Origin of the sequence: Streptomyces sp. NPDC097595, from assembly GCF_044761525.1 — a bacterium.
GTDB classification, from domain to species: domain Bacteria; phylum Actinomycetota; class Actinomycetes; order Streptomycetales; family Streptomycetaceae; genus Streptomyces; species Streptomyces drozdowiczii_A.
On record NZ_JBIWCN010000026.1, the window covers coordinates 80,861 to 105,289 of the forward strand.

The 24,429-nt window shown below is 69.9% G+C and carries 19 protein-coding genes and 4 pseudogenes; 8 read left to right on the forward strand and 15 right to left on the reverse strand.

Annotated elements, in window-relative coordinates; all coding sequences use genetic code 11:
• Positions 1-20 precede the first annotated feature (20 nt).
• The gene (locus ACIQZN_RS31455) at positions 21-1,178 is read right to left on the reverse strand and encodes a serine hydrolase domain-containing protein (RefSeq protein WP_404001198.1); all 1,158 of its coding nucleotides are present in this window, start codon (positions 1,176-1,178) and stop codon (positions 21-23) included.
• Between the two features lie 369 nt (positions 1,179-1,547).
• Positions 1,548-1,934 (reverse strand): VOC family protein, encoded by a 387-nt coding sequence (locus ACIQZN_RS31460; RefSeq protein ID WP_404001201.1) that lies wholly within the window; start codon positions 1,932-1,934, stop codon positions 1,548-1,550.
• Between the two features lie 126 nt (positions 1,935-2,060).
• Between ACIQZN_RS31460 and ACIQZN_RS31465 the strand changes: the two genes are divergently transcribed.
• The gene (locus ACIQZN_RS31465; protein WP_404001204.1) at positions 2,061-2,963 is read left to right on the forward strand and encodes a LysR family transcriptional regulator; all 903 of its coding nucleotides are present in this window, start codon (positions 2,061-2,063) and stop codon (positions 2,961-2,963) included.
• 301 nt (positions 2,964-3,264) lie between these two features.
• Here the strand turns inward: ACIQZN_RS31465 and ACIQZN_RS31470 are convergent, their stop codons facing one another.
• Positions 3,265-4,593: a YncE family protein gene (locus tag ACIQZN_RS31470; RefSeq protein WP_404001207.1), complete on the reverse strand. Its 1,329-nt coding sequence runs from the start codon at positions 4,591-4,593 to the stop codon at positions 3,265-3,267.
• Between the two features lie 465 nt (positions 4,594-5,058).
• Positions 5,059-6,084: a zinc-binding dehydrogenase gene (locus ACIQZN_RS31475; protein ID WP_404001210.1), complete on the reverse strand. Its 1,026-nt coding sequence runs from the start codon at positions 6,082-6,084 to the stop codon at positions 5,059-5,061.
• A gap of 112 nt (positions 6,085-6,196) precedes the next feature.
• Between ACIQZN_RS31475 and ACIQZN_RS31480 the strand changes: the two genes are divergently transcribed.
• Positions 6,197-6,724 carry a MarR family winged helix-turn-helix transcriptional regulator gene (locus tag ACIQZN_RS31480; protein WP_404001213.1) on the forward strand — a complete coding sequence of 176 codons (528 nt, stop codon included), beginning with the start codon at positions 6,197-6,199 and terminating at the stop codon, positions 6,722-6,724.
• Positions 6,725-6,896: 172 nt separating this feature from the next.
• Here the strand turns inward: ACIQZN_RS31480 and ACIQZN_RS31485 are convergent, their stop codons facing one another.
• The 4 genes from ACIQZN_RS31485 to ACIQZN_RS31500 form a co-directional block, all read right to left on the reverse strand.
• On the reverse strand, positions 6,897-7,604 hold the full coding sequence (locus ACIQZN_RS31485) for a hypothetical protein (RefSeq protein ID WP_404001216.1): 708 nt from the start codon (positions 7,602-7,604) through the stop codon (positions 6,897-6,899).
• 384 nt (positions 7,605-7,988) lie between these two features.
• Positions 7,989-8,486, reverse strand: coding sequence for a hypothetical protein (locus ACIQZN_RS31490; protein WP_404001219.1), 498 nt, complete (start codon positions 8,484-8,486; stop codon positions 7,989-7,991).
• A gap of 1 nt (position 8,487) precedes the next feature.
• Entirely contained in the window at positions 8,488-11,787 is a 3,300-nt protein-coding gene (locus tag ACIQZN_RS31495) for a CHAT domain-containing protein (protein WP_404001222.1), read from the reverse strand.
• Between the two features lie 64 nt (positions 11,788-11,851).
• Positions 11,852-12,835 (reverse strand): hypothetical protein, encoded by a 984-nt coding sequence (locus tag ACIQZN_RS31500; RefSeq protein ID WP_404001225.1) that lies wholly within the window; start codon positions 12,833-12,835, stop codon positions 11,852-11,854.
• A gap of 452 nt (positions 12,836-13,287) precedes the next feature.
• Here ACIQZN_RS31500 and ACIQZN_RS31505 point away from each other — a divergent pair, with 452 nt between their 5' ends.
• The 5 genes and pseudogenes from ACIQZN_RS31505 (at position 13,288) to ACIQZN_RS31525 (ending at position 16,625) form a co-directional block, all read left to right on the forward strand.
• Positions 13,288-13,758, forward strand: a complete 471-nt coding sequence (locus tag ACIQZN_RS31505; protein ID WP_404001295.1) for an HIT family protein — start codon at positions 13,288-13,290, stop codon at positions 13,756-13,758.
• A 65-nt stretch (positions 13,759-13,823) separates the two neighbouring features.
• Complete coding sequence (locus ACIQZN_RS31510; RefSeq protein WP_404001227.1) at positions 13,824-14,186, forward strand: hypothetical protein; 363 nt, start codon at positions 13,824-13,826, stop codon at positions 14,184-14,186.
• 471 nt (positions 14,187-14,657) lie between these two features.
• Positions 14,658-14,984 (forward strand): STAS domain-containing protein, encoded by a 327-nt coding sequence (locus ACIQZN_RS31515; RefSeq protein WP_404001230.1) that lies wholly within the window; start codon positions 14,658-14,660, stop codon positions 14,982-14,984.
• Positions 14,985-15,455: 471 nt separating this feature from the next.
• Positions 15,456-15,887, forward strand: a complete 432-nt coding sequence (locus ACIQZN_RS31520; protein WP_404001233.1) for a hypothetical protein — start codon at positions 15,456-15,458, stop codon at positions 15,885-15,887.
• Between the two features lie 146 nt (positions 15,888-16,033).
• Positions 16,034-16,625 (forward strand): annotated as a pseudogene (locus ACIQZN_RS31525) (transposase).
• Here the strand turns inward: ACIQZN_RS31525 and ACIQZN_RS31530 are convergent.
• The 6 genes and pseudogenes from ACIQZN_RS31530 to ACIQZN_RS31555 form a co-directional block, all read right to left on the reverse strand.
• Positions 16,620-17,090, reverse strand: coding sequence for a hypothetical protein (locus ACIQZN_RS31530; RefSeq protein WP_404001236.1), 471 nt, complete (start codon positions 17,088-17,090; stop codon positions 16,620-16,622). The pseudogene ACIQZN_RS31525 and the gene ACIQZN_RS31530 overlap by 6 nt on opposite strands.
• A gap of 124 nt (positions 17,091-17,214) precedes the next feature.
• Positions 17,215-18,978: a chloride channel protein gene (locus ACIQZN_RS31535; protein WP_404001239.1), complete on the reverse strand. Its 1,764-nt coding sequence runs from the start codon at positions 18,976-18,978 to the stop codon at positions 17,215-17,217.
• Positions 18,979-19,227: 249 nt separating this feature from the next.
• The gene (locus tag ACIQZN_RS31540; protein WP_404001242.1) at positions 19,228-20,397 is read right to left on the reverse strand and encodes a permease; all 1,170 of its coding nucleotides are present in this window, start codon (positions 20,395-20,397) and stop codon (positions 19,228-19,230) included.
• A gap of 516 nt (positions 20,398-20,913) precedes the next feature.
• A pseudogene (locus tag ACIQZN_RS31545) lies at positions 20,914-21,030 on the reverse strand (ADP-ribosylglycohydrolase family protein); the annotation flags it as partial.
• A 358-nt stretch (positions 21,031-21,388) separates the two neighbouring features.
• A complete protein-coding gene (locus ACIQZN_RS31550; RefSeq protein WP_404001245.1) occupies positions 21,389-23,023 on the reverse strand; it encodes an alkaline phosphatase D family protein in 1,635 nt (544 codons plus the stop codon).
• 88 nt (positions 23,024-23,111) lie between these two features.
• Positions 23,112-23,387: pseudogene (locus tag ACIQZN_RS31555) on the reverse strand (DUF1524 domain-containing protein); the annotation flags it as partial.
• Positions 23,388-23,416: 29 nt separating this feature from the next.
• Here ACIQZN_RS31555 and ACIQZN_RS31560 point away from each other — a divergent pair.
• Positions 23,417-23,536, forward strand: a pseudogene (locus tag ACIQZN_RS31560) (TMEM165/GDT1 family protein); the annotation flags it as partial.
• A gap of 98 nt (positions 23,537-23,634) precedes the next feature.
• Here the strand turns inward: ACIQZN_RS31560 and ACIQZN_RS31565 are convergent.
• Positions 23,635-24,357 (reverse strand): SMI1/KNR4 family protein, encoded by a 723-nt coding sequence (locus tag ACIQZN_RS31565; protein WP_404001248.1) that lies wholly within the window; start codon positions 24,355-24,357, stop codon positions 23,635-23,637.
• Between the last annotated feature and the right edge of the window lie 72 nt (positions 24,358-24,429).

Below are 24,429 nucleotides of genomic sequence, written 5' to 3' on the forward strand. Positions count from 1 at the left end.
GACAGGGAGGAACAGGGATGTCAGCGATTCAGCTCAGGGGCGTCGACATCACTGGCGAGCGCGGCGTCGACTCGATCCGCCTCGCTGTCGTCGAACACCTCCCGCACAAGTACCTGGGTCGCGTGCTGGAAGGCCTGAGCCATGGACATCGAGGCGTCGTCCACATAGTTGAGTGCCGCGGTCAGGGTCCTGGTGCCGTCCGGGGTGCTGTACATCAACGCCGCATGGCCTGCCATTCCTCCATTGTGGGTGATGACCTTGCCACCGTCCGGGCCCACGTCCTGGACGAAGACGCCGAGGCCGTATCCGACCTTGGGGTGCGGCCGGAACATCTCGGCCAGCAGCGGGGCCGGAAGGAGTTTGCCGCCCGTCAATGCGGAGATGAAGGTGTGAAGGTCGTGGGTGGTCGAGATCATGTCTCCGCCGGTGGAGATCCACGAGGGGTTCTGTCGGGTGACATCGACCGTCGTCTCCCCACCTCCGTCTTCCTGGTAGCGGTAGTAGCCGTGCGCGTGCGGCTCCGCGAGACCGGTTCCGGTCTCCGGCAGCGAGGTGTCCCGCAGTCCGAGCGGCCCCAGAACCAGCCGCTCCATCTCGTCGGGGAGCGAGCTGCCGGTGACGTTTTCGATCACCAACCTGACCAGAACGTAGTTGGTGTTGGAATAGCTCCAGTCCGTGCCCGGCTCGAACCGGACCGGCTTGGACAAGGCCAGGCGTACGAGTTCCTCCGGCCGGTAGGTGCGGAAGCGGTTGTCCACCCATTCCCGGCCTGCCGTCGTCGCGGCGATGCCCGGAGCAAACGTTCCGTCATCGTAGTACTCGCCGGTGAAGTTGAAGATCCCGCTGGTGTGCTGCAGGAGCATACGTACGGTGATCTCGTGGTCGATATCCAGTCCGGGAAGGTACTCGGCGGCGGGCGTGTCCAGATCGATCGCTCCCTCGGCCACCAGTCGGAGGGCCGCGGTGGCGGCAAACGTCTTGGTGTTGCTGCCGATCCGGATGTACCCGTCCGTCGGTGGCTTCGCCGTCTCGCTCAGCTCGCGCAGGCCTGCACTGCCCTCCCACGGGCCTCTCTCGTCCTGCACCCGTACGGCCACGCCGGTGAATCCGGCATCGATCATGCCGTCGATGATCTTCTGCAGCTCCGGGCGGTCGTTTTCAGATGGTGTGAAAGGCATGGCTGTGTGCTCCTGTCGGAATATCGGAAGGGTCTTAGCGGGTGGGACCGCGCTGGGGGCAGTCACGGGCACGGTCATCGCCGCAGGGGTCGGCTCTGCTGTGGCGGATTGCTTCGCACCGTGTCGGCGAGCCGTTGGCACCGCCGGGACAGGAGAGCTCTCTGCCTCGCTCTCCTGTCCTCCCCTCCCGCCCCGGCGGGTGACCGTCGCGCTGCCTGCCCGGATGAAGGCATGCGTATGGAAGGCATGGTTCGTTTCTTTCGGTCGAGAAGTGACTTGTGGCCGTGTGCCGAAGCAGGAGCGGCAGACGTGGTGGCGCATACCGCGCAGCGGCTGTCGACACACGGACAGGGTGTGGCGGGATGGCGGTCAGGCCCCGGCCGGGGGAATCCACTCCGCGAGCTGGACCACCACCGCGTTGGGGTCGGTGAGTTGCAGACGCCATTCCCCCCAGGGCTCCATGCGCAGCGGAAGGGTGATCGGTGCGCCTTCGCGTCGCAGACGCTCGTACTCGGCGTGGATTCCGGTCACCGTGTAGGAAACGAGCGCGCGCACCTGCGCGGGCGGATGCTGCCGTGAGGTGTCGGGGCCGGCGCCGCCACGAAGGATGATGTCGGTGGCCGCGTCGTCGCGGGAGAGGTGGGTTGCTCCCTGGGCCACCAGTACCTCACGGAATCCGAGGTGGCCGACGAAGAACCGGGCCGATGCAGCCGGGTCTTCGACGGTCAGTACCACGGTCGAACCGATGATGTTCATGGGCTGGTCCCCTTTCCCCGGATTGGCTGCTCACGCGGTCCAGCTTCACGTCCGGGAAGAGGGGCATCAAGGCCGTATCCTGCAACGATCGTTAAGCCGGCGGTACACGAAACGGAGGTGGACGGCGTGGAACTGCGAGAGATAGAGATATTCCTGGTGCTGGCGGAGGAGCTGCACTTCGGCCGGACGGCCGAGCGGATGCGCGTCACGCCGGCACGGATCAGCCAGACCATCAAGAAGCAGGAACGCGCCATCGGCGCCGAGCTGTTCAAACGGACCAGCCGCAGCGTCCAGCTCACGCCCACCGGAGTGGTCCTTCGGGACGGCCTCGCCGCCGGTTACCAGCAGATCAAGGAAGCGCTGGCCGCCGCGGCGGCCGCCGGTCGGGGCGTCACCGGCGAACTCGACGTGGCGTACTCCGCGGCCTGGTGCGGCACCCTTGTCGTGGCCGCGACCGATGTCTTCCGTGCGCGCCACCCCAACTGCCTCGTCCGTATCCACGAGTCGCCGCTGCTCGATCCAGTCGGCCCCTTGCGCAACGGCACGCACGACATCCAGCTGGTCGAACTGCCCATCGACGAGCCGGACATCGTCAACGGACCGGTCCTCTTCACCGAGCCCCGTGCGCTCGTCGTTCCCCGCAGTCACCCGTTCGCCCAGCGGGACACCGTCTCACTCGAAGATCTCTCGGAAGCCCTCCTGATCACCGTCACGGGTCAGCCCCAGTACTTCCTCGACCACCACTACCCGCACCGCACGCCCAAGGGCCGCCTCATTCCGCGCGGTCCGTCCACGACGGCTTGGCAGGAGGTGCTCGCCCTGGTCGGCGCCGGCAAAGGCGTCTCCCCCACGTGCGCCCGCGCCGCCCAGTACTACTCCCGCCCCGATGTGGTCTACGTACCGTTCAGCGACGCACCACTGGTCGAGTACGGCCTGCTGTGGACGGCGACGAACAGCACCCCGAAAGTGCAGGCCTTCATCGAGGTCCTTCTGGAGACGGCCCGGTCCTCGGCCCCGGCGGGGCTGTAGCTGCCGCGATCGCGGGCCTGACCACGACCCTGACCAGCGTGGAGCCCGCGATCCACCAGGTGGCGGAGGAGGACGTCGACGAAGCGGCCGACCGACCTCGCCTACGACTTCGAGCGCCTGAAGGACTTCATGACCGCCCTGGACCTGACCACGGTGCAGCCCCGGCAACCGGCGCCGCGGCCGCCGCACTGAGCGGCACAAGGGGTGAGGCGGCTCCGTGCCCTGGCAGTGCCGTGTCACGACGGGCACTGCCAGGTGCGTCGCCAGGAGGTGTGAGCCCCTCCGCCTCGAAGGGGAGCGGTCAGCGGATGTAGACCTCGATGCTCGTACTGGACGGCAGGTGGAGGGCGTCACCGGCGAATGACGCGGTGTAGGTGACGTAGCCGCGGACGGTGGCGCGGTCGGTGAGGGCGAAGGTCTCGTCTGCGGCGAGAGTCGTGGGCGGGAGCGTCACCGGCTTGGTGGCGCCGGGGGCCAGCCGGGTGAGGGTGACGGCGGTGCCGGTAGGAAAGGGCAGGTCGGAGGCGAGACGGCCGGTCAGGGAGCGGGCACCGGAGGGGGCCGTGGAGGGTATGTGCAGCACGGTCTCGGTGGCGGCCTTGCCAGGGGTGGTCAGCACCCGCAGGACGACCGGCGCGCCCTGGCGTGTCTCCCGGGTGACGGCGAAGAGGCGCCGGTTGTCCGGCGCCCAGCCGAGGCCGGCGGGCAGCAGCAGAGGAGAGGAGTCACCGGAGGCGAACTCGAAGACGCCGTGCGAGGCGCGGGCGCCAGGCTTGAACATGAAGACGTCCGAGCCGTATGTGCTGTCCACCCCGGCCGCGACGGCTCCGTCGGCGGCGACGGCCACCGCGTTGGGGTAGGCAGCGGCCGGGTAGCGGCCCACGTCGGCGAGGTCGGAGGTGCGCAGCACCTGGTGGTAGTAGGGGCTGCCGCTGGCCAGGATGACGTTCTTGCCGTCGGCGCTGAAGGCCAGGTCCTGGGTGTCGCCGGCGTCGGGCAACCGTCGTTCGGCCGTGCGGCGGGCAGTGGCGGTGCGTACGTCGTACACGGCGAAGGTGGCTGGGCTGACATCCCGCTCCCCGGCGACCAGGACGCCGGGGGCGGCTGCGGAGGTGGCCAGTGCCGGTGCGGAGTACCAGTCGTCTGCGGTGGCCTGCCCCAGGGTGACGACGGGGCGTGCCGTGGTGAGGTCGAGTGAGCCGATGTCGCCCGCGCCCTCGGCGCCGTAGCCGAACCACAGGCGCTCACCGCTGATTGCGAGGGTGCGCGGGGCGGTGCCGACGCCGGTGGCATACCGCGCGACGACCTTGTGGGTGGTGGTGCTGATGGCCGCGACGGTGTCCGCGCCGGGCAGGGCCGCGTAGAGGATGGCGGCGTCCTGCGACAGGGCGAGCTGCGCCGCCCCGGACAGGCCGGTCACCTGCTTCAGCACCGCGCCGTCGAAATCGGTGATGACGACCGCGCCGCGCGTGGGGTCGCTGAAGAAGAGGCGGCTGTGGACGGCGTCGACGACCATGTCCGAGTAGCCGTCGAGCGGCAGGACGGCGGAGGCGGCGTGGGGCTGAGCGGCAGCGGCCCGTCGGGCGGCCGGGGCGCCGGCGCCGGACGGGGCGGCAGTCGCGGCAGCCACCGGCGTCAGCAACGCGAGGGTGAGGCCGGCAGTACCCCAGAGACGCGCGGTGGCACGGGCGCGCGCCCGGGTGACCGTACGGGTCTCGGCCCTGGCATCGAGGCGGGTGCCGATTCTGTGCCGACGTGAGAGCACTGGTTCTCCTCCGATGAGTGCGCGGTGTCCGGCCCGTCGCGTACGGGGCCGGGAGAGGGGCGCCGTCCCGCGGCGCCTGGGGCCCGCGGTGGTGACGCGCCGTGCTCCTACCCCCGTCGACTCCGTTGATGGCAGTCACATCAGCGGCATAGGAAGGCCAAGTAGCCTCACGTGCAAGGCAGTTCGCGACTTCTCCTCACCTGGTCGCTGAGTTCGCAGGCGTGGAGCCCGCGGGGGAGCAGCCCTGTTCCGGCGCTGAGGTGACGATGGACTGCCGGGCCACCGTGAAGCGTCCCGCCCGAGCGGGGCGGGACGCTTCGTGCGTGGCGGTCACCGCGGCACGAGGACCACCTTGCCGCTGATCTCCCGGCGCTCCAGTGCGCCGTGCACGTCCGCCGCCTCCTCCATGGGCCGGACCGCGGCAAGGCGCGGAGTGATCTCGCCACGGGAGGCCATGGCGAGCAGCCCCGCCAGGGCGGAGCGGTACCCCTCGTGGTCCGCCGCGATTTCGCGCGGAACCATGCTGAGCGCCGTACGCCGGCCCGGCCGCAGGCCCATGAGCTTCACTCGCGCCGCCCCACGCACCGTGTCGCCGACCATGTGGCCGGGCCGCCCGCTGAAGGCGTAGCTGACGAGCACTCCACCTGGGCCCAGCACGCGGTAGCCCCTGCCGAGGTTGGCTCCACCGATATGGTCGAACACCGCGCGGACGCCCGCCGGTTCGCGTACACGCAGCACCTCCTCGAAGTCCTCGTGCCGGTAGTCGATCAACGTCGTGCCGTGCCGGGCGAGCGCCTCGCGGCTGCCCTGAGCGGACGCCGTCCCGTACATCCGCAGGCCGCGCATCCGGCCCAGAGCCCCAACGGCCTGCCCGACGCCGCCGCTCGCGCCGTGCACCAGGACGGCGTCCCCGTGGCCGACGCGCCCGTGTGTGTCGAGCAGGCTCAGCGCGGTGAGGTGGTCGAGCGGGACGGTCGCGGCCAGTTGCGGTTCCAGCCCGTCGGGCAGCGGCACGAGCTGCCACAGTGGCAGCGTGACGTACTCGGCGTAGGCGCCCATTGCGGTGAGTGCGGCGGCGACGGCTACCCCGGCGCCGAGCCCCGGCGGCGTCGGGCCGTCCGGGTTCAGGTCCACTATTTCGCCGGCGAGTTCGTACCCCGGAGTGAACGGTGCCCGGCGTTGCAGCAGGTAGTCGCCGGAGCGGGCCATCAGGTCGGTGAACCCGACCCCCGCGGCCAGCACGCGAACGCGAGCGTGTCCGGGCGGTGGCGTCGGAAGGGCCGCGGTCACTGTGCGCAGCACCCCGGGCCCACCAAAGCGCTCCGCGACGACCTTACGGAAGACGATGTCCTGCATGCGGTCCACCCTTCAACTTGTCCATGCTCATTGAGTGATGGGACATTAAATTACACGACATCTATGTTCCGTCAATGAGTGCCGTGTAACGTGATGCGGGAGGAAGCCGACGATGAGGAGGGATCCTGGGATGGAGCCGGTCGAGGAGGTGCGTCTGCTCGTGCTTGCGGCGCAGCGCGAGGGAAACCGCGCACTCGCGTCAGAACTGCGGCCGTTGGGCCTTACTCCCTCCCAGGGGGAGGTGCTGAGGCTCCTGGCCGGGCGCCAGCCGCTCAGCCTCTCGGGACTCGGCGCCCTGTTGGTCTGCGAGAGCGGCAGCAACCCCAGCCGACTCGTCGACCGGTTGGTCGCGGCCGGGTTCGTACACCGTGAGGTGGACGGTCATGACCGCCGTCACGTTGCACTGACACTCACGGACGCCGGCCGCCGCGCCGCCGAAGGCGTCGCCGTGGTCGAGGGCCGACTGCACGCCCGGATCGCCGAGGCGGCGACAGGACACGACCTGGAGCAGGTCCGCGGGTTCCTGCGCGCCCTCGTGGCCGGTAGCGGCGCGGGGGACGCCGTCGCACTCCGGGCCTCCGCCCCTGCGGCCGCCGACCCGGTGGAGGACCCGGAACCCGCCCACGGGCCCTGCCGTTGACCACTCCTACCCTAGGCGCGGTAGCGGCGGGCAGGGGTTGGCGGGCCGCGCTGGGGGGACAAGGCGTCGTGCAGGGCCAGGGCGGATCACATCTTCGACCAGTCACATCGTTAGCACCCCGACGCGATCGGGTCCGCACGCGAGGATCCGATCGCGTCGGGCCCATGAACCCTTACCATCGGTCGACCACAAGAACCCGTGGTGCGATCAGGTCACGGGGTTCGGCGGGGAAGGCGTCACGGGCATGGTTCCTGATGGTGATCAGCTCGGCGCCCCAGCGGGCGTCAAGCAGTTCGGCATCCGTCATGCTCAGTTCGCCGGATCGTTCTCCGATCGCGGCGAGGTGTCCCAGGTGCCCCCAGGACAGCCGTTCAACCTGCCAGCCTGGCCAGGTCTCCCGCATCTGTGCCAGGCATGCCGGCGGGACGATGTCGGCAGTCCAGTAGCGGAGGCGACGCTCACGCACGTCGATGACCACGCCATTGGTCACGGCGTCCTCAGCGGCCAGGGGGTAGGGCGGCTCGGCAGCCAAGGCTCGTGCAATGGCCTCTCCCTGATGCGCTAGCAGCGGGGCGATGGTGTTGTTCAATTGCCAGTGGGCAAGGGGCGTGTCGTCGTCGATGACGCTGACGAGGCACGTCGCGCCGGCAATGGCGTCGGCGATCGACTCGTCGTGGCGAACGGTGATCGTGCGGGCTTTCGGGTCCCAGCCGACGAACCAGTAGTCCCGCGAAGCCACGTCGACCTCGACCGGGTTGTCCTCCACGGGCCCAGGCGGCGGTCCGGGGACGACGATGCGGCGAAGCTCCTCGTCGCCACGCCAGGCATGAGCGACGTCCCAGCCCTCCCAGCCCGGCAATCCCGCCAGGTGCAGAGCCATGCTCTCTCGGTGCGCTGCGCCCGCGCACGGCATTTTCAGGGCGCAGCTGTAAAAGCGGTATCGACGCGTGGCCAGGTCGAGGGCGATGCCCTGGCAAGACCGCGCCATCTTCGGATCCCCGACGACGGGCCTGCCCTCGCCCAGGACCCTCTTCACCAGAGAAGCACGGTCCTCGGCCCCGTCCAGGTGCCACCGGCCATACTTCTCCTGCAACTCCCGTACGGAACCATCCTCCGAGCGTACGAGATACGCAGACCAACAGCCCATCAGACGACACTACCAACCACTTGGTCAGCCGTCCCAACCGTGGATCGACCCTGCGGGGCCGGGTCACGGGCCGGGAGCCCATTGCCCGGCTGGACCGGAACGCGTGGCTGTGGGGCCTTACGGCTCGCGGTTCATCAGGCTGAGCACGGAACGGACGAGGGTGGCGAGCATGCCGTCGCTGACCGGCTTCTTCTCGAAGCGGAACTCGACGGTGCTGCGGCCGTCGTCCCGCTTGAACCGGAAGGCGACGTGCAGGCGGAGGAAGGCAAGGACCCCGGCGAGCACGGTCAGGTCGGCGACGAGGTCGTCGCCGCCCATCTGGTCGTCCTCCGGCGGGTCGGCGAGGACTTCCTCGACCAGCTTCCGCGCGCCCTCCTCGCGGACGAGCGCGGCCAGTACACGGCGCGCGGCGGCCGGGGGATCGTCCGCCCGGAGCGGGGGCTCGCCGGCGCCCGCCTGGGCGAACAGCTCTTTCAGGACATCGTGCGCTTGCAGCACGTTCGTCAGACCGGTGGGGTAGGTGCGGCCCAGCTCGTGTGCAGCCTCCTCCAGGGCGAGCAGGGCGGTCCGGTCAGGCAGGGCATCCGCCCGTTCGGCGTGGGTCTCACTGGTCATGTCAGCTCCAGTCTCCGAGCGGGACGAACGCCGCCCAGTGGTACGGATGAGACAGGTAGGGGTGATCCGCGTCGGCAAGCATGCGCCGTTGCGCGTCCCACAGTGTGCGCCACAGCGGACGACCGTCCATCACTCCGCCGATCACCTCGTCGAGCAGGCCGGCGGAACTCGTGCGGTCGACCTGCCAGATCGGGGCGAGGACCGTTCGGGTCCCTCCGCGCAGCAGGGCGCGGGGAAGGCCGGTGAAGTCCTCGCCGGGGTGGTCCGGCTCGTGCCAGCCCACCGAGCAGGCGCGCAGTACGACGCGCGACGGGGTGCGCGAGCCTGTCAGGTCGCGTGCCCGCAGGAAGCTTCGACGCGCCCGCTGCGACGAAGGATCGGTGTGCCGACTGGGGCGGTCGGTTCCGTCGGAGAGCCGCAGGGCGGAGTTCTCCGGGTCGGTGTGGTCCTGGTACCCGTGGCAGGCGATGTAGGCCAGATCGGCCCGTTCGATGCCGCTGAGAACTTCCTCCGGGGTGGCCGCCGTGCCGGCCAGGGAGGACAGCCGCCAGCCGGGGGCGGGACGGACCGTGTCGGCCTCGAATCCGCCGCCGCGGCCCTGCAGGTCCTCCTCCGCCGCGACCCGTACGCACAGCAGAGCCTCCGAGCCGGGGGGCTCTGCGGCACGCAGAACGGCCAGGGCCGAGATGCTCGGGGTGTACACGAGGGCCGTCTGCTCGATGCAGTACCGGCCGTCCGGCAGGCGCAGCGCGCCGAGCGGCAGCACGGACAGCGGCCCGTGCGGCGCAACGCACAGGAGCTCACGGCCGGCCAGCAGCTCGTGGAACGGCAGCAGCCGTTCAACCGGGCCGTCCAGCGGCAGCGGGGCCGGCCGCCGCGGTTTGATCGGGGGAACGGAAGGAAACGCGGCGCGGTCCCCGTCGACAACGAGGCGGACCCGCTCGGCCGCCTCATGAAGTTCCGCGCGCCCCGTGGGGATGCGGTACCACCACAGCGCGTCCTCGCCGGAAGCCATCACGAAGCAGAAGGTCTCCGACTCGCCGGTGAAGTAGGAGGCCAGCACCATGCCTCCCTCCGGAGCGGCGTTACGCAGCAGCCGCAGCGCCTCCGTGGAGTCGGCCGGTTGTGCGCTGCGCAGCCGCACGTACTCCGGCGCGACCTCCCGCAGCTCGTCGTACACGGGCGCAAGTGCCCATGCGCAACTTCGCCAGGTCCACGACTTGTCCGGACGCTGACCGCCCGCCATCAGCCGCTGCACGGACAGCAGCCGCTGCTCGCCCTCCCACACGTGTCGCGGTACGCCCGGGGGTTCAGCCAGTGGCATGCGTGCCAGGTCCTCGGCCATTCCGCGGGCCTTGGCCTCCTCGTGCAGGTCGAAGGCCAGCAGCGCCGGCGGGCGGTCGTCGGGCAACAGGAGGTCCTCGCGGTACTCGTACAACAAGGACAGCAAAGCCTCGTACAGGGGGAGGATGAATCCGGCCGCCTGATCCGCGTCCTGCATCACCGGATGCATGTCCCGCAGGCTCAGCCGCAGCTCACGGTGGTGCCACAGCACCTCGAAGGCCCGTCGGTGGCCGCCCGGCATCCACAACAGCATCCGGGCCAGCCCCAGGGGCAGATCCGGGTCCGGGACCCGGCCGTAGGCGTCGTAAGAGGCCATGACCTCCTCCATCAGCCGCGTCGCCACCAATGGTCCGTGCACCTCGGCGATCGTCTCGCACACCGGAACCGTCAGGGTCTGCAAGGTGCCTTGCGGCTCCTTCTCCAGCGCACGGCGCACGCCTTCCACGAGCCGGTCCGCCAAGTGCCTGCGCCGCTCCGGGTCACGCTCGACGCGGCACAGCCGTTGCAGCGCCAGCAGACGCGTGTCCGGCAGGATCGCCGTACCTGAGGGGAGGGAATGGAGCATACGCTCGCGCAGCTTGCCCAGGACGAAGAAGACAGGATCCTCGGGGCCACCCTCCAGCGGTATCAGCCGCGAGAACAGCATGCGCTCGCGCATCCGCTCGGGAAGCTGCTCCGGCTGCCGCGCGTACTCGAGGTCCCCGGATACGTACAGGGCATACCGATAGCATTCCGCCGCGCCTTCGTCGTACCCCTCGGACAGCTCCAGGTCACCCATGGTGACGAACAGCTCGCCGGCGCAAGGGTACGTCGAACTCGCCGTTTCGAAGATGCCGCGTACCAGATGCGACTCCAGCGACAGCAGACCGCGGGGCAGGCGTGGATCGGTGCCGGAGAACAGCAGCCCGGCCAGCATGCAGCGCAGTGGCAGCGCCTGCATCTGCCCCGTCCCCTGCTGCTCGGCGCGCTCCAGTTCATTGCTGAGCAGTTCGAACGCCTCCCACTGGCGGCCGGTCCGCGTCAGGCAGGAGACCAGGCCGTACGTCACCGACGTACGCGGCGAGGTCCGCAGCGACACCTCGGGCAGCTCAAGCAGTTCGCGGTAGGCATCGGCTGCCGCTCCCAACGCACCGACGGCCTCGGCCACTTGGGCCCGGAGACTGAGAAGGTCCCGTCGTGAGGGCATGAACGCACCCTCCGAGTCGTTGTCCGGACGCGCGGCGAAGGCCTCCGCGCGCTCCAGCGCGGGAACGGCCTCCCAGTAGCGGTGGAGGGAGACGAGGGTGTCCGCGAGCTGGACGCTCACCGCCGCGACTTCCATGGAGGTGACGCCGGGCTCCGAGGCCATGACCGCGAGCGCCTGCTCCAGTACCTCGGCCCGGCGCGGCCGGTTGTCCATCGCGAGGTACACCGAAGCCAGTTGCAGGTAGGTGTTCACCAGCGAACCCACGTCGCCCACCGCATGCTGCAACGAGAGGGCACGTGCCGCGTGGTACAGCGCCCTTTGGTTCCGGCCCTGCTTCAGCAGGTGGTTTGCCCAGTCGGCACGAGCCGTCACCCGGCTCGGACCGTCCGCGGCAAGCAGCCCCAGTGCGGCGATGACATGGGCGTTGCCGGTGCGGTCGGCGCCCCAGTCCGTCAGCAGCCGCACCGCGAACCGCACCGGCTCCACCGGAAGCAGCGAGCGATGGCCCTCCAGCAACCGGTAGGCGCCCAATACCCCCTCGGCCGCGCAGGCACGGCGCAGAAGCTCGGGAAACCCGTCTCCGCCAAGGTTCTCCGTCTGCGCGGTGGTGGCCGTGCCTGACGCCAGGGCCTCGCAGCGATCGGCGAGGAACTCCGCCAAGTCCGCCTGCGAGACGTGGCCCCAGCCACGGACCATCTCGGCATGCTCCCGGAGGTAGTCCACCGCCATCCCGTGCCCGCCCGACGGGATCTGCCCGAACAGGTCGAGCACCTCCCCGTACGTGGGGGCGGACAGGCTGCGAAGCGCGAGTTGCAGCGGCAGTACCTGTCGGTACTCATCCCTCATCCTGCTCCTCCCTGTTCCGGCACCCTCCGAGCCGCGTCAGAGCCTCCCGGTACGGTTCAGGATGCTCGGAGGCGCGGGCGCGCAGCCGCAGCTGCTCCCACGGCTCGCGGAGACCCTGCTGCCCGCGCCCGGCCTCCGTCGCCAACAGCAGCGCCTCGAGAGAGGCCTCCTGCTCGCTCATGTGCCGTTCCAGGAGGGTCGGCCCGTGCAGAGACGTCAGCACTTCCGAGTGCGGTGCGGTTCGTTGCAGCAGCGCCAGGACCTCGTCACGTTCCTGCGCGGGACCTGCCGCGATGCGGATCCGCGCCATTTGTTCCAACGTCGCGCCCACCAGCAGGGGGTCCTGCTCCAGCAGCGCCGCCGCCCGGTCGAACGGTTCCAGCGCGTCCCGCGCCTCTCCGAGGGAGATAAGCGCCGCGGTGTGCAACAACAGCCGCTCCGTTCCCAGCGGCTCGGCGCCGAGCCGCTCACGGATCTCCGCGTCCGCGGCGGTACGCAGGTCGAGAAAGCGCAGTTCGTCGGCGTGTTGGAGGTGCCGCCGCTGGATCGCGACCAGACGGTTGTGGGCTTCTGCGGCTCTCGACGAGTCGTTGGGATAAGGGGAGGCGTGCGGCCCGATGTCCTCGAATCCCTGCACCACGTGAGCCAGCAGCCACGTCGCCATCTCAAGCCGCCCCGTCGCCGCGTAGGCGGTGGCCGCATCCACCCAGGCCCCACGTCGTCGGGGGTCCGCGCCGAGAGCCGAAAGCAGGGAGGCGGCCGCCCCGAACACCTGGCCTGCGCGCAGCAGCGCGACCCCGAGGAGATGCTCGTACGCGGGGCCGCGCCTCGCGGCCTCGAAGAAGGGGCCCAGCGCGCGCATGCGGTCCTGTAAGGATGCTTGCGGCACCGGCAGTCGCTCGACCCACTCCCGCGGGAATTCCTCCGCGTCGAATGGGGTTTCCCACCTCGGCGCCGTCGACACTTCACGCATGCCCGCCACCCCCGTCCGGCACACCCTCGGTCCTCATCATCGGCTGCCTCCATGCGCAGGGGCAAGGCCGCCCTCGGCCGGAATGTCTCTGCCGTCTTCGCCGGAGCCGACAGGCCGACGACCGCCGGGGACGGCGGCTCGGTGCTTTTGCGGGGCCGTCGCCGTGGTTGCCCGCCGCAGGGCCGCTGCCTCGGTTCGCTCCCTGCACGGTGCGCCGACGCCCGGCTCGTCCGGGAGCTGCCGGGGCCGATCGAGACAGCGACGGCCTCCTTGACCCCGGAGGTTGCGACCGGATGGATTCCTACGGCGCACCCCGGGAGGCGGACCAGGAGCCCGGGCGCTGATCGCGGCGGCGCGTCTCACCGAGTCCTCAAGACCCGGGGTGACGCCGTGACAGACTGCCGCCCGATGACCCAATCAAAGGAGAGCCTGTGGCAGCGGATCGGCGCCCCATGGACCTGGAGGCGTACGAGGCCAGGGTCCGTAACGGTCCGTGCTTCATCTGCGCGTTGGTGGCGGGTGAACCCGGGCATGTGACGGTGTACGAGGACGACCGGCACATCGCCTTTCTCGACCGGTATCCCACCGTGCCGGGAAAGGTGCTCGTGGCTCCCAAGACCCACATCGAGCATGCCGTCCGCGAACTTGAAGAGCCCGCCTACCTCGCACTCATGTCCGTGGTCCGCAAGGTGGCACTTGCGGTGGAAGCGGTCGTCGAACCCGAGCGCACCTACCTGCTGTCCCTGGGCAGCCAGCAGGGCAACGCGCACCTTCACTGGCACATCGCCGGCCTGCCCCCGGGAACGCCGTACAGGAAACAGCAGTTCCACGCCCTGATGACCGAGAACGGCATCCTGTCCTACACCGACACGGAGGCAGCTGCCCTGGGGGAACGCCTGCGCGCAACCCTCGCCGACGGATGAGTCCTACCCCGGCTTCATGTCAACTCGATACCGTGTTGTTCCAGTCGGCTGGAAGGGGCCCTCACATGAAGTATGGAGATGCGGACTACATGGCCGCCCGGGATGCCATGGTTGAGGTTCTGCGGGGGTGGGCCCAGGAGGGCCGGACCGACACCTACAAGGCACTGAGCGAGGCCCTGGCGCCAGAGCATCGGGTGCACTACCACGGCCGGATGATGTCGCTCCTGCTGGGTGACGTATGCCGCCAGGACAGCACCGGACCCGAGCCAATGCTCTCCGCACTGGTGATCAATGGATCCAGCAAGAGACCGTCCGACCAGTTCTTCGAGCTGGCCGTTACCGAGTTCCACCGCCGGGACCCGGACTGGACCTGGGAGGGGGAGCGGGACACCGTGTTCGACCGCTACGAGGCCCCGGCTTCGCCATGAATCCCACTGCGGGAATCACTCGCGCGCTTGGAGCAGCTCGCCGACGCCACCCGGCTGCCCATGGCGCTTTTCTCGTCGCCTAAGCACCGCCCGTAAGGCTCCCTGCAGACCCCCGGTGACCTCTGCGACCGATGCAAGCGCCGCGCCCTCGTCGCCGTACAGCAGGCCCAGACACTCCATCACGGCTCCGAGCCCCCACGACCCGGAGCGGGACCAGACGGTGGCAGAGCCCAAGCCGGGCCGCTGGTTCCTGCGCCGGCGGCGCACCTGAGACACGGGCCCCGGACGACCAGGCATTGCGCCCGGGGCCGCGCAGGTCAATGGCTGTGTGAAGCCGACGCCCTTCGACATGACGCCCGACGGGTTCTCGGTACTCCGCTGGGCCGGCGGAGGGCAGACGAGGCCACCCGGCTGGACTCTCGTCATCCCCGCCACCAATCCGCACACCCGGCCGGCAACGAATCACTCTGTATGAGCCCGCTCGAAATCACACCGGACGCAACCCCCGCCGGCCCCGCACTGCACGTGGTGGGCGAACTCGACTACGCAAGTTCCGCCGCCCTGAGCCTGAGGACCGAGGCTCTTCGGCTCTCCCCAGGGCAGCTCCTGGTCGTCGACCTGTCCGGTGTGGAGTTCTGCGACTCCACCGGCATCACGGCCCTCCTTGCTGCCCGCCGGCACGCTCAAGCGGCGGGCGCCACCATGGTTCTGGAGGCTGTGCCGACGCACCTGATACGCATCTTCACCCTGACAGGCCTGGACCAGGTCTTCACATTTCGCCCCGGTGAGCCAGCTTGACCAGTTCGGCGAGTCTTCGGACTCCGGTTCCGGCTGGGCGGCGACCCGCCCGTACCGACGAAGCCCTGGCCGTTCGTCAGCAGCGCCACCCCCGACCACCGGCCATAGCCACGAGCCCCCTGCGGTCGGAGCATTCCCGGTTCTGAGGTTCCGCCCAGGCCTGGTGGGGTGGCGGCCGGTCGCGCGGAGGGGCGGAGAGGCCACGCGTTCGGCCACGGTCCTCGCCCGCAGTCGGGCCCTGTGGGGGCGGCGGGGAACCGCCGGGTGGAATCTGTTGCGCCGTGCTGCAGCGGGTAGCACATAGTGGAGCCATCTCACATTGATCTTCTGAGCACCTTGGAGCATGCGGCCGTGACGACCGTGCACCCCGAAACACCTACCGACCGAGTCCCCGGCCGGGCCTGGACTGTCCGCATTATCGGCCACGGCCGCACGTCCGCGTCCGTCACCTGCAGCACGGCGGCGTGCCGGATGCCGACCCGCTCCGAGGACCTGGCAGCGCTACGGGCGTTCGCCGCCCGGCACGCCGCCGCCCACGCGAAAGCAGCGGTCCTCCGCCCCAACGCCCGGTGCCACTGCGGCTTGGAGAGTTGCGGAGCCCACCCCGACGTCAAGGGCCATTGCGCAGGTGCCGTGCTGCTGATCCTGCGCCATGACCCCGTCATGCGCCGTGTCTGGAGCGTCGAAGAGGTCTGTGAAGCGTGCGCGCCGCTGCTCCCGAACGCCACGGTCCTGGCCCGCGCCGAGCGCCCCCGCCGTACCCCCGAGCGCGCCGTCACGCAGGCGGCATCCCCCGTCCGGGAGCGTGCGGTCGTTGCTGGCGGTTTCTCCTCGCCCGCCGCTCCGGGCGCCGAGGACGCTGCTCCTCTACGGCGCCCCCGGCGCAGCAGCCGGCGTTCGTGACCCGGGCTGCCCCCGGCAGGCAAGCTGCAGTGACCAGTCCCGATGGGGCACACGGGCACCGGAGGCATCGGGGCTCGCGGTGGCCGCTTCTAGGAGCTGTCCGCCCGATCATGTGACTGTCGCCTGGTCGGATCGTTGTCCTGTGTATGGGGCGGGGCGAACGTGGTGATCTGTCTGACGCGGAGTGGGAACGGCTGCGACCGTTCCTGCCCGTGAGCAACGGTCGATGCGGGCGGTGGCGTGATCACCGGCAAGTGATCGACGGGATTCTGCACCGGGTTCGGACCGGGGTTCACTGGCGCGACGGACGGTCGCTGTCGGCCGCTGTCCCTGATCGTTACACCGGGGCAGCGGGCCGACTGCACCCAGTTCGGGACGGTACTGGAGAAGATCCGGGTTCCCTGGCCCGGGGCGGGCCGGCCCCGCAAGAAGCCGGACAGCGTCGCAGCAGATAAGGCCTACAGCAACGGTTGTTGCCGTCAATACCTGCGGCGGCGCGGCATCCGGCACACGATTGCGGAGAAGGCCGACAGCCAGTCCGCCCGCCTGCGCAAGGGATCACGAGGCGGACGGCCACCGGGGTTCGACGAGGAGCGGTACAAGAAGCGCAACACCGTCGAACGAGCCGTGAACAGGCTCAAGAACTTCCGTGCGGTGGCTACGCGGTATGACAAGCGAGGCTACGTGTTCCTCGGCACTGTCTCAGCTGCGGCTGTCATCGTGTGGCTCCGCTCATGACCGGCCACTCGCGTTCAAGTCGAGTGCTGGCGCCCGGCCGACCGCGGCAAAAAGGATGAGAGGCAGCTCCTTGTCGGCCTGGCCGAGCGCCAGCGCGAGCCAACGATCGTTGTCGGGGAGCGGCCACACCTGCATGCTGACGGCCTGTTGGCTGAGGTAGTCGAGCGGCTCGGGCACCGACTCTCCCTCGCAGCTGGCGCTGAGATACGGTCCGAGGTCCACGACAAACGCACTGCCCCACCGATCCGTCAGGCGTGCCGCCAGGTCGTCGAGGCGGGCCCGCAGTTCGGCTTCGGCCTCAACCCAGGCCTGCCCGTCGTCGTCATCCCAGAAATCCCGACTGACCTGCAGTACGCGCACATGATGTTCTGGTCCACCTTCCCCGGAGGCGTCGAGATAGGTCACCTCCGGGAACGGCTGCACGGCCAGCGAGTCAATCGTCGAGAGGTACTCCGGGGTGGTCATGGGTGCAGGCTATGGGACCGCGCAGACAACCTCCGCCGGCTGCACACACCAATGATCGGCCCGACAGCTCCTAGGCGCTTGGCGACGGTGCATGCGTCAAGATGCTGCGCGGTGAGCTGCCTCCTCATGACTGAGACGAGGGCTCGTACGAGCCTGCCTGCACGGCTCGGGGAGCCGCACTGCTTCGCGAGTCCGTGTGGGGGCGATCGGGCAGGGACGAGTGCAAGGCGCGCAGTGTTCCTTGATGGCTGAGCCAGCCAAGGGGGCTGCCGCTCTCGTCGTCCAGCACCGGTAGCCCCGTTCCGGATACGTCTACGAGCTTCTTCATCGCGGAGGCGAGTGAGTCGTTCGTGGTGACGCGGGGCGCCGGCTCCACTATCTGGCGTACGACGGCCGGGGCGTCCGACGGCTGCTGGGCGAGGGCCTCGGCCGCCGCCCTGGCCGTGACCACCCCGATGTAGGTGCCCGTCCCGTCGAGGACAGGAAGAGCCCCGTGGCCCGAAAGGCTCAGCAGCCCTGACGCCTCGCTCAGCGGACTGTTCGCCGACACGGCTCGGGGGAGCGCCTCCATGACGTCGGCGACTCGCTGCCCACCGATCGGCGCCCCTTGTGCGGGACGGGCCAGGTCTACGCCGCGCCTGAGCAGTTTGAGGGTGTAGATCGTCTCGTGCGAGAGCACGCGGCTCGTAGCCGTGGCCAGCACGATGGCGAGCATCATCGGCAGGATGATCGTGTACTCACCGGTGAGCTCGAACAGGATCACCACCGCCGTGATCGGTGCCCGCGAGGAGCCGGCGAATACGGCGCCCATGCCGACGAGGGCGTAGGCGCCGACCGCGCCGGCGGTCGCGGGCATGACGTCACCGGCCGCTGCTCCGAAGGCGGCCCCGAGCATGGCCCCGATGAACAGACTCGGCGCGAAGACCCCACCCGAACCGCCGATTCCGATCGTCACGCTGGTGGCCACCATCTTCCCGGCCATCAGCAGAAGCAGGAAGCCGAGGGCGTAACCCCCCTCCGTGGCCCGCTGGAGCACGGGGTACCCGACGCCGTACATCTCGGGCAGGGCGAGAAGGACCAGTCCGAGAACCAGGCCGCCCACGGCCGGGCGCAGCCATTCCGGCCCGCGCCATGCCCAGTCGCAGGCGTCCTCGATCGCGTACAGGATGCGGGCGAAGCCGACACCTACCCCACCCGCGATGATGCCGAGCGCCGCGAACAGTCCGTACTGGGCCAGGTGCTCGACGTGGAACGCGGGGAGGTCGAGGAAGGCGGTGTCACCGAAGGCGGCGCGTCCGATCACGCTGGCGGTGACGCTCGCGAGGACCGTCGCGCCGAAGGCTTCCGCACTGAAGGCGCCGAGGATGAGCTCCATGGCGAAGAAGACGCCGGCCAGGGGGGCGTTGAACGTCGCCGCGATGCCGCCGGCCGCGCCGCAGGCGACCAGCAGCTTCATCCGGCCCTCCGTCACCTTCGTCACGCGTCCGAGGGCCGAGCCGAGCGCGGAACCGATCTGGACGATCGGCCCCTCCCGCCCCACCGATCCCCCCGAGCCGATGGTGAGTGCGGAGGCGAGCGTCTTGACGACGGCGACTTTGGGGCTTATGCGTCCGCCCCGCTGGGCGACCGCCACCATGACCTCGGGGACGCCGTGCCCCCGCGCTTCCTTGGCGAACCGGTTCACCAGCGGTCCGTACAGCAGACCGCCGACCACAGGGGCCAGCACCACGAAGCCCGGCCCGAGCCAGGCCATGTGGGGATGCGGGCTGCCGGGGGCCGACGCGTAGTCCGTGTGACCGGAGAAGAAGCGCGTGAAGGTCTCGATGCACCAACGGAACACGATGGATCCGGCACCGGCTCCCGCACCGACGGCTACGGCCAGCACCATCAGACCCAGTGGAGCGCTCCGCAGCGTCCGGCGAAACGGTATCCGAGACGTCGGGAAGTCCGTACGCGTAAGCGCGGAGGAACTGGTCACCATCGGGCTCCTTCTCTTCCTCTGCGCCGGCGCTCGCGGGCGCAGCCGTCGGCGATCACCTCAATGATTTGGACTGTGCAATCTTTGCACAGTCCAAATTTTTGAGCTCGCCGGGTTCGAAGAGGGGGGCCGAGAAGGTGGTCCACCATCACTGCGGAGCTATGGACGCGACCGGTTCGCTGCGTGGTCGTGGCCCGAGTCGGGCGATCCGCCCATCATGCGCAGTATGTCCTTGCCGCCGGTGCGCAGGAAGCGGACGGTCAGGATCGCGGCCAGCAGAAGGAACACGATGTTGAGCCAGGTGGTGTAGTTCCAGCTCACGCCGCTGTCCGGGACGGTCGCGCCGGCCCTGTCGGGGACCAGTCCGAGGCCGCCGAAGGCGAACTCGACGACGTATCCGGCCAGGACCATGGCGGTGTAGAAGGTGCCGAGCATGAACAGGGCCATGCGTGCGCCGTAGTACTTCCGGTAGATGTTCAGGATCGGCAGGATCAGCAGGTCGGCGAAGAGGAAGGCCACGACGCCGCCGAAGCTGATGCCGCCCTTCCACAGGACGACGGCCAAGGGCACGTTCCCGACCGAGCACACGAACGAGGCGATCGCGACCAGCGGGCCGATCAGCGGCCCCCACAGCTTGGAAGCGAGCGGGTGGCCGTCGAAGAAGAAGGAGCTCCAGAACGAGTCCGGCACCCATGCCGCGATGGCGCCGGCGATCACCAGGCCGATCACAAGGTCGCGCACAATGGCCGCCCACTCCATCACGAACACGTGGGAGACCGAGGTGTATCCCTCGCGGGAGAACAGCCTCCGGGCGAAGGAGCCCTCCCGCTGGACGGACATGTCCATCGCGGCATGCCCTTCCATGGAGCCGGCCACCCCGCGCTCAGCCTGCACGCGGGCTTCGCGCAGTAGCCGGTCACGCAGAAGGAGACGGAACAGAACCGCCAGGGCGATGATCATGACGGCACCGCCTGTGAACTCGGCGGCGGTGAACTGCCAGCCCATGAGCAGGGCCAGGATGACCCCGAGTTCGACCACCAGGTTGGTGGAGGCGATCTCGAAAGCCATGGCTGCGGTGAAGTCCGCGCCCTTGCGGAACAGGGAGCGCGCCAGGGCCACGGCGGCATAGGAACAGGACGACGAGGCAATGCCCAGTCCGGTCGCGGTCGCCAGAGTCCGGGGGCGGTTGTCACCCAGCAGGGATACGACGGTGGACTTGCGGACCACGGCCTGAACCACGGCGGACAGGGTGAAGCCCAGGATCAGCGCCCAGGCGATCTCCCAGGCCATGGAACCGGTGATGGACAAGGCGTGCCAGATCGCGTGCATACGTCCTCCTGCCCTGGAGGCGCGCGGCGCACCGCCCAGTTGGTGCCTCCCACCTGTAGTGCCGGAAGGCCCGCGGGTACGGGGCGCCACGCCGACTCGGGACCCCGCTCCAGCGGCACGTTCGTGCCGGCCCTCATTCCTGCCACCGGTCAGGGCCCCTGCCGCGCCACTCGACGAGCGGTGTCGTCGGGAGCTCCTCGGGGCGATCGCCTCGGCCGCAAGGGTGTGGACCATCTGTGCCGTCAGCTTCTCCCCGAGCAGGTTGGTGTGCTGACGCCCGGCAGCCTCCCAAGCCATCTCGGCGAGCCGGTCGGCTCGCAGGACCCAACGATCGCGAAGCCGGCTTTCCAGGCGCCTGGCGCCGAGTCGTCGGATCGCTGCGGGGTCTCGTAGCCGGTCAGCAGGGTCCGCGGGCCCTTGTTCGTCAGGTCCAGGGCCCGTTCCGGGCGGGGAACACCCCGGAGAACTGGGGCCCGGAGTCGGTTGATGGACGGGCTCTGTCGCTGATCTTGTGATTCAGCCTCCGAGGCGGTGTGCGAGGTGGAGCAGATCTGCTAGGTGCGGTCCCCGTCCCTCGAAGCCTGGGACGGGGACATGGAGTGGCTGGGTCCAGCGGGCGGGGATTGCGTCAAGGAGCCGTTTCCGGCCGCTCGTTGGCTGACTTCGTCTCCTCCCCGACACTAATGATGCGAGCACGAGCCGAACTGCTCCGCGCCGAAACCGAAATGCACCGTGCTCGCACCCGCCAGAACCCCGGCCTCACACCACTACTCGAAGCCTCACCGGATGCCGGCCCCGCAACGCCGGAGAGCTGATCGAAACCCGCTGGGCAGGTGGACCAGCGCGCACTGGCCGTCGCGCTTGGCCTCCACCGCCCACCACTCGTTCCCGTATCAGCGACATGACCTGGGGAAACGCCTACGCGCCGCCCTCGACGAGGGGTGAAGTCCCGGACTGGGTGAGGGCGGTCCGGTCAGGTGCGCTGCCCGCGCTACACGAGCTCCCGGTCCGTGATCGTCCGCAGGGCGCTCGCCCCGGCACGGTCCGCCCGGGCCTGTTCCAGGCGCAGCCGCGCCGACCGGCCCCGGAAGGTCAGCGTCATGATCTGGTTGCCGAACCAGGGGCCGCCGGTCCTGCGCCAGCTCACCGCCGGCGGCGCGCAGCGTCCGTGCCGGGCGATGCGCCGGCCGAGGGCCCGTGCCAGGGCGCTCCAGCCGAAGCGGAAGCCGAGGCGCATCGAGAGCGGTACGGAGTTGTGGACGGGCGAGCAGGTCAGCTGGGCCACCCGCGCGTCGGGTGCACGCCCCGGCCAGGACGGCTCGGCGATGTAGGCGTGGTGCACGTCGCCCGACAGCACGCTCACCGTCGCGGGCGCCTCCGGTCCCGTACCGGCCTCGGCGATCAGGTCGCCCAGCGCGTCGAAGGAGGAGGGGAAGGCGGCCCAGTGCTCCAGGTCGGCCCCGCGCCGGATCCGTTCCCCGCGCTCGGCCCAGCGCTCGCCGCGCTCGCCGCCGCACATCGCGGCGTTCCAGGCTTCGACGTCGTGCACCAGGTGGGGCAGCAGCCAGGGCAGGGAGGTGCCGATCAGCAGGTGGTCGTACGAGCCCCGCCCGTCCAGGATCTGCTCGCGCACCCACGCGGCCTCCTCCGCGTCGAGCATCGAGCGGCGGTCCTCCGCCAGGACGCGGGCCGCGCGGGAGTCCACCATCAGCAGCCGGGTGCGGCCGAAGTCGCGCCGGTAGCTCCAGCGGACGGAGGCCGCGTCGGCGTCGGCCCGGGTGGCGAACGCGCGCAGGTCGGCGGTGCCGTCGGGGGCCTCGCGGACGGCCGCGTACAGCGGGTCGGCGGCCAGCTCGGCCGGAGAGAGGTTGCCCAGCTGCTGGTACACCCAGTACGACATGAGCCCGCTCAGCAGCCGCTCCTGCCACCAGTCGGTCGCCCGCATGTCGGTGAGCCAGGCGGCGGAGGTGTTCCAGTCGTCTATGACGTCGTGGTCGTCGAAGATCATGCAGCTGGGCACGGTGGACAGCAGCCAGCGCACCTCCGGGTCGAGCCAGGACTCGAAGTAGAGCCGGGTGTACTCCTCGTAGTCGGCGACCTGGTCGCCGGGCGGTTCGTCCAGGTCACGGCGGTCGCCGATCCAGCGGTGGGTGGCGTCGGACACCTCGTCGGCATACACCTGGTCGCCGAGCAGCAGCAGGATGTCGGGGCGGGCGCCCCCGGGGTCGGCCGCCATCCGGGCGGCGAGGGTGTCCAGGGCGTCCGGGCCCACCGGGTCCTTGCCACCGGCCGGCGGCGCGGCCCAGCGGCAGGAGCCGAAGGCGACGTGCAGGCCGTCGTCGTCGGTGGGCGTGGCGATCACCGAGGGCGGGAAGGGGGAGTCGGGCGGCGGCCACACGCTCGCACCGTCGAGGAGTACCTCGTACGGCGTCGACGTGCCGGGGGTCAGGCCCTCCACCGGGACCAGGGCGTAGTGGTGGCCGGCCACGAGGAAGGTGCCGGCCGTGCCCCGCGCCCCGTCGGCGCAGCGCACCTCGGCGGTGCAGGGGCCGCTCGTCTCGACCCAGACCGTCGCGCACGAACCGTCCGTGTACCTCAGCAGTGGGCCCAGGCGCAGTCCCGCCATGATGATCCTCTCCTTCGTCGCCCCGTACGGTACGGGGCGACGAAGGCCGGTGGAAGGTCGGCGCCGAACGGACGGCGGCCGGCCGGCGTCAGCAGTTCGCGAGGTAGCCCCGCAGGGCGGACTTCTCCGCCGAGTCGTCCGAGAGGCCGTAGTAGTACTTCACCCGCACCCAGGCGCGCACGTAGGTGCAGCGGTAGGCGCTGCGCGAGGGCATCCAGGTGGCCGGGTCCTGGTCGCCCTTGGCCTGGTCGACGTTGTCGGTGACCGCGATGAGCCGGGGGTCGGTCAGGTCGTTGGCGAACGACTGCCGGCGCGAGGTGGTCCAGGCATCGGCGCCGGAGTCCCAGGCCTCGGCGTGCGGCAGGCCGGGGCCCGGAGGCAGGTCCCGCATCGGACAAGACCGCCCTCACCGGCCTCGTCCTCGGCACCCGCTACCGCGCCTTGTACGTCTTCGCGGGCGTGGCGGCCGCCTTCCTGCTGCACGTCGTGCTCGCCGTCGAGGCCGGCAGCGTGCCGCACAGCCGTACCGCCTCGCCGCCACCCGCGCCGAACACCAGGCCCTGGGCTGACGCCGGCGTGGGCAACTGAGCCGACAGGAGTCTTCGGCCCGGTCAGCGATAGTCGTTGAGCCAGTCGCCCGGGATCAGGTCACGAATGCGGTCAAGGTCTTCTGCCGTCCGGCCGCGGGCCAGGATGGCCGCGCCGTCGTCATCGCGCAGAAGGGCGTCTTGACCCAGGAACCACCGGGTTTTCTCGCCGATGGGGTATGCCGGGAACGGCAGCCGGACGGAGTTCGTTTCCAGAAGTTCGAGGCTGTCGTCATCCGGGTCGAGGAAGTCGCAGAGCTCTTCATCGGCCTGCAGGGACTCCGACAAGATGATCTCAACGAAGCAAAGGGAAAGACGCTCCAGCCAGCCCTCCCACCCCTCGGCGCTCTTGTCAGCAAGATCAAGCCGGATGAGCACCGCAGGATCGTCATCCTGGAGGCTGTCGAGGAGGATGCCCCAGGATGCGGCCCCCTGGTTCTCGTGACGGAAGACCAGCGCCTCCTTGGCATCATCGACATACAGCTCTGCAGGGCCGAGCAGCACATCGTGGTTGCTGGTGAGATCCTGCCGACGTCCGAACAGCAGATACGCCTCGCGCAACGCCGCCGGCAGCCGGACACCCAGCCTCTCCTCGGCAGCGTCGAGATCGGCTTCCGTCCATCCGTCATCGCTTCCCAGGGCGGCACCGACCCAGTGGGCGGTGAAGCCCTGGATGAAGGTCCATGCACCACTACGGCCCTCGACGCCCCTGGCGAGCGACGCGGCAAGATCGAACCCATGTGTCATGCCCGGACGATATCCGTCCCGCTCATCAGCTCACTTCGCGCCCTTGCACGGCACCAGGTCAGTCGGTCACCG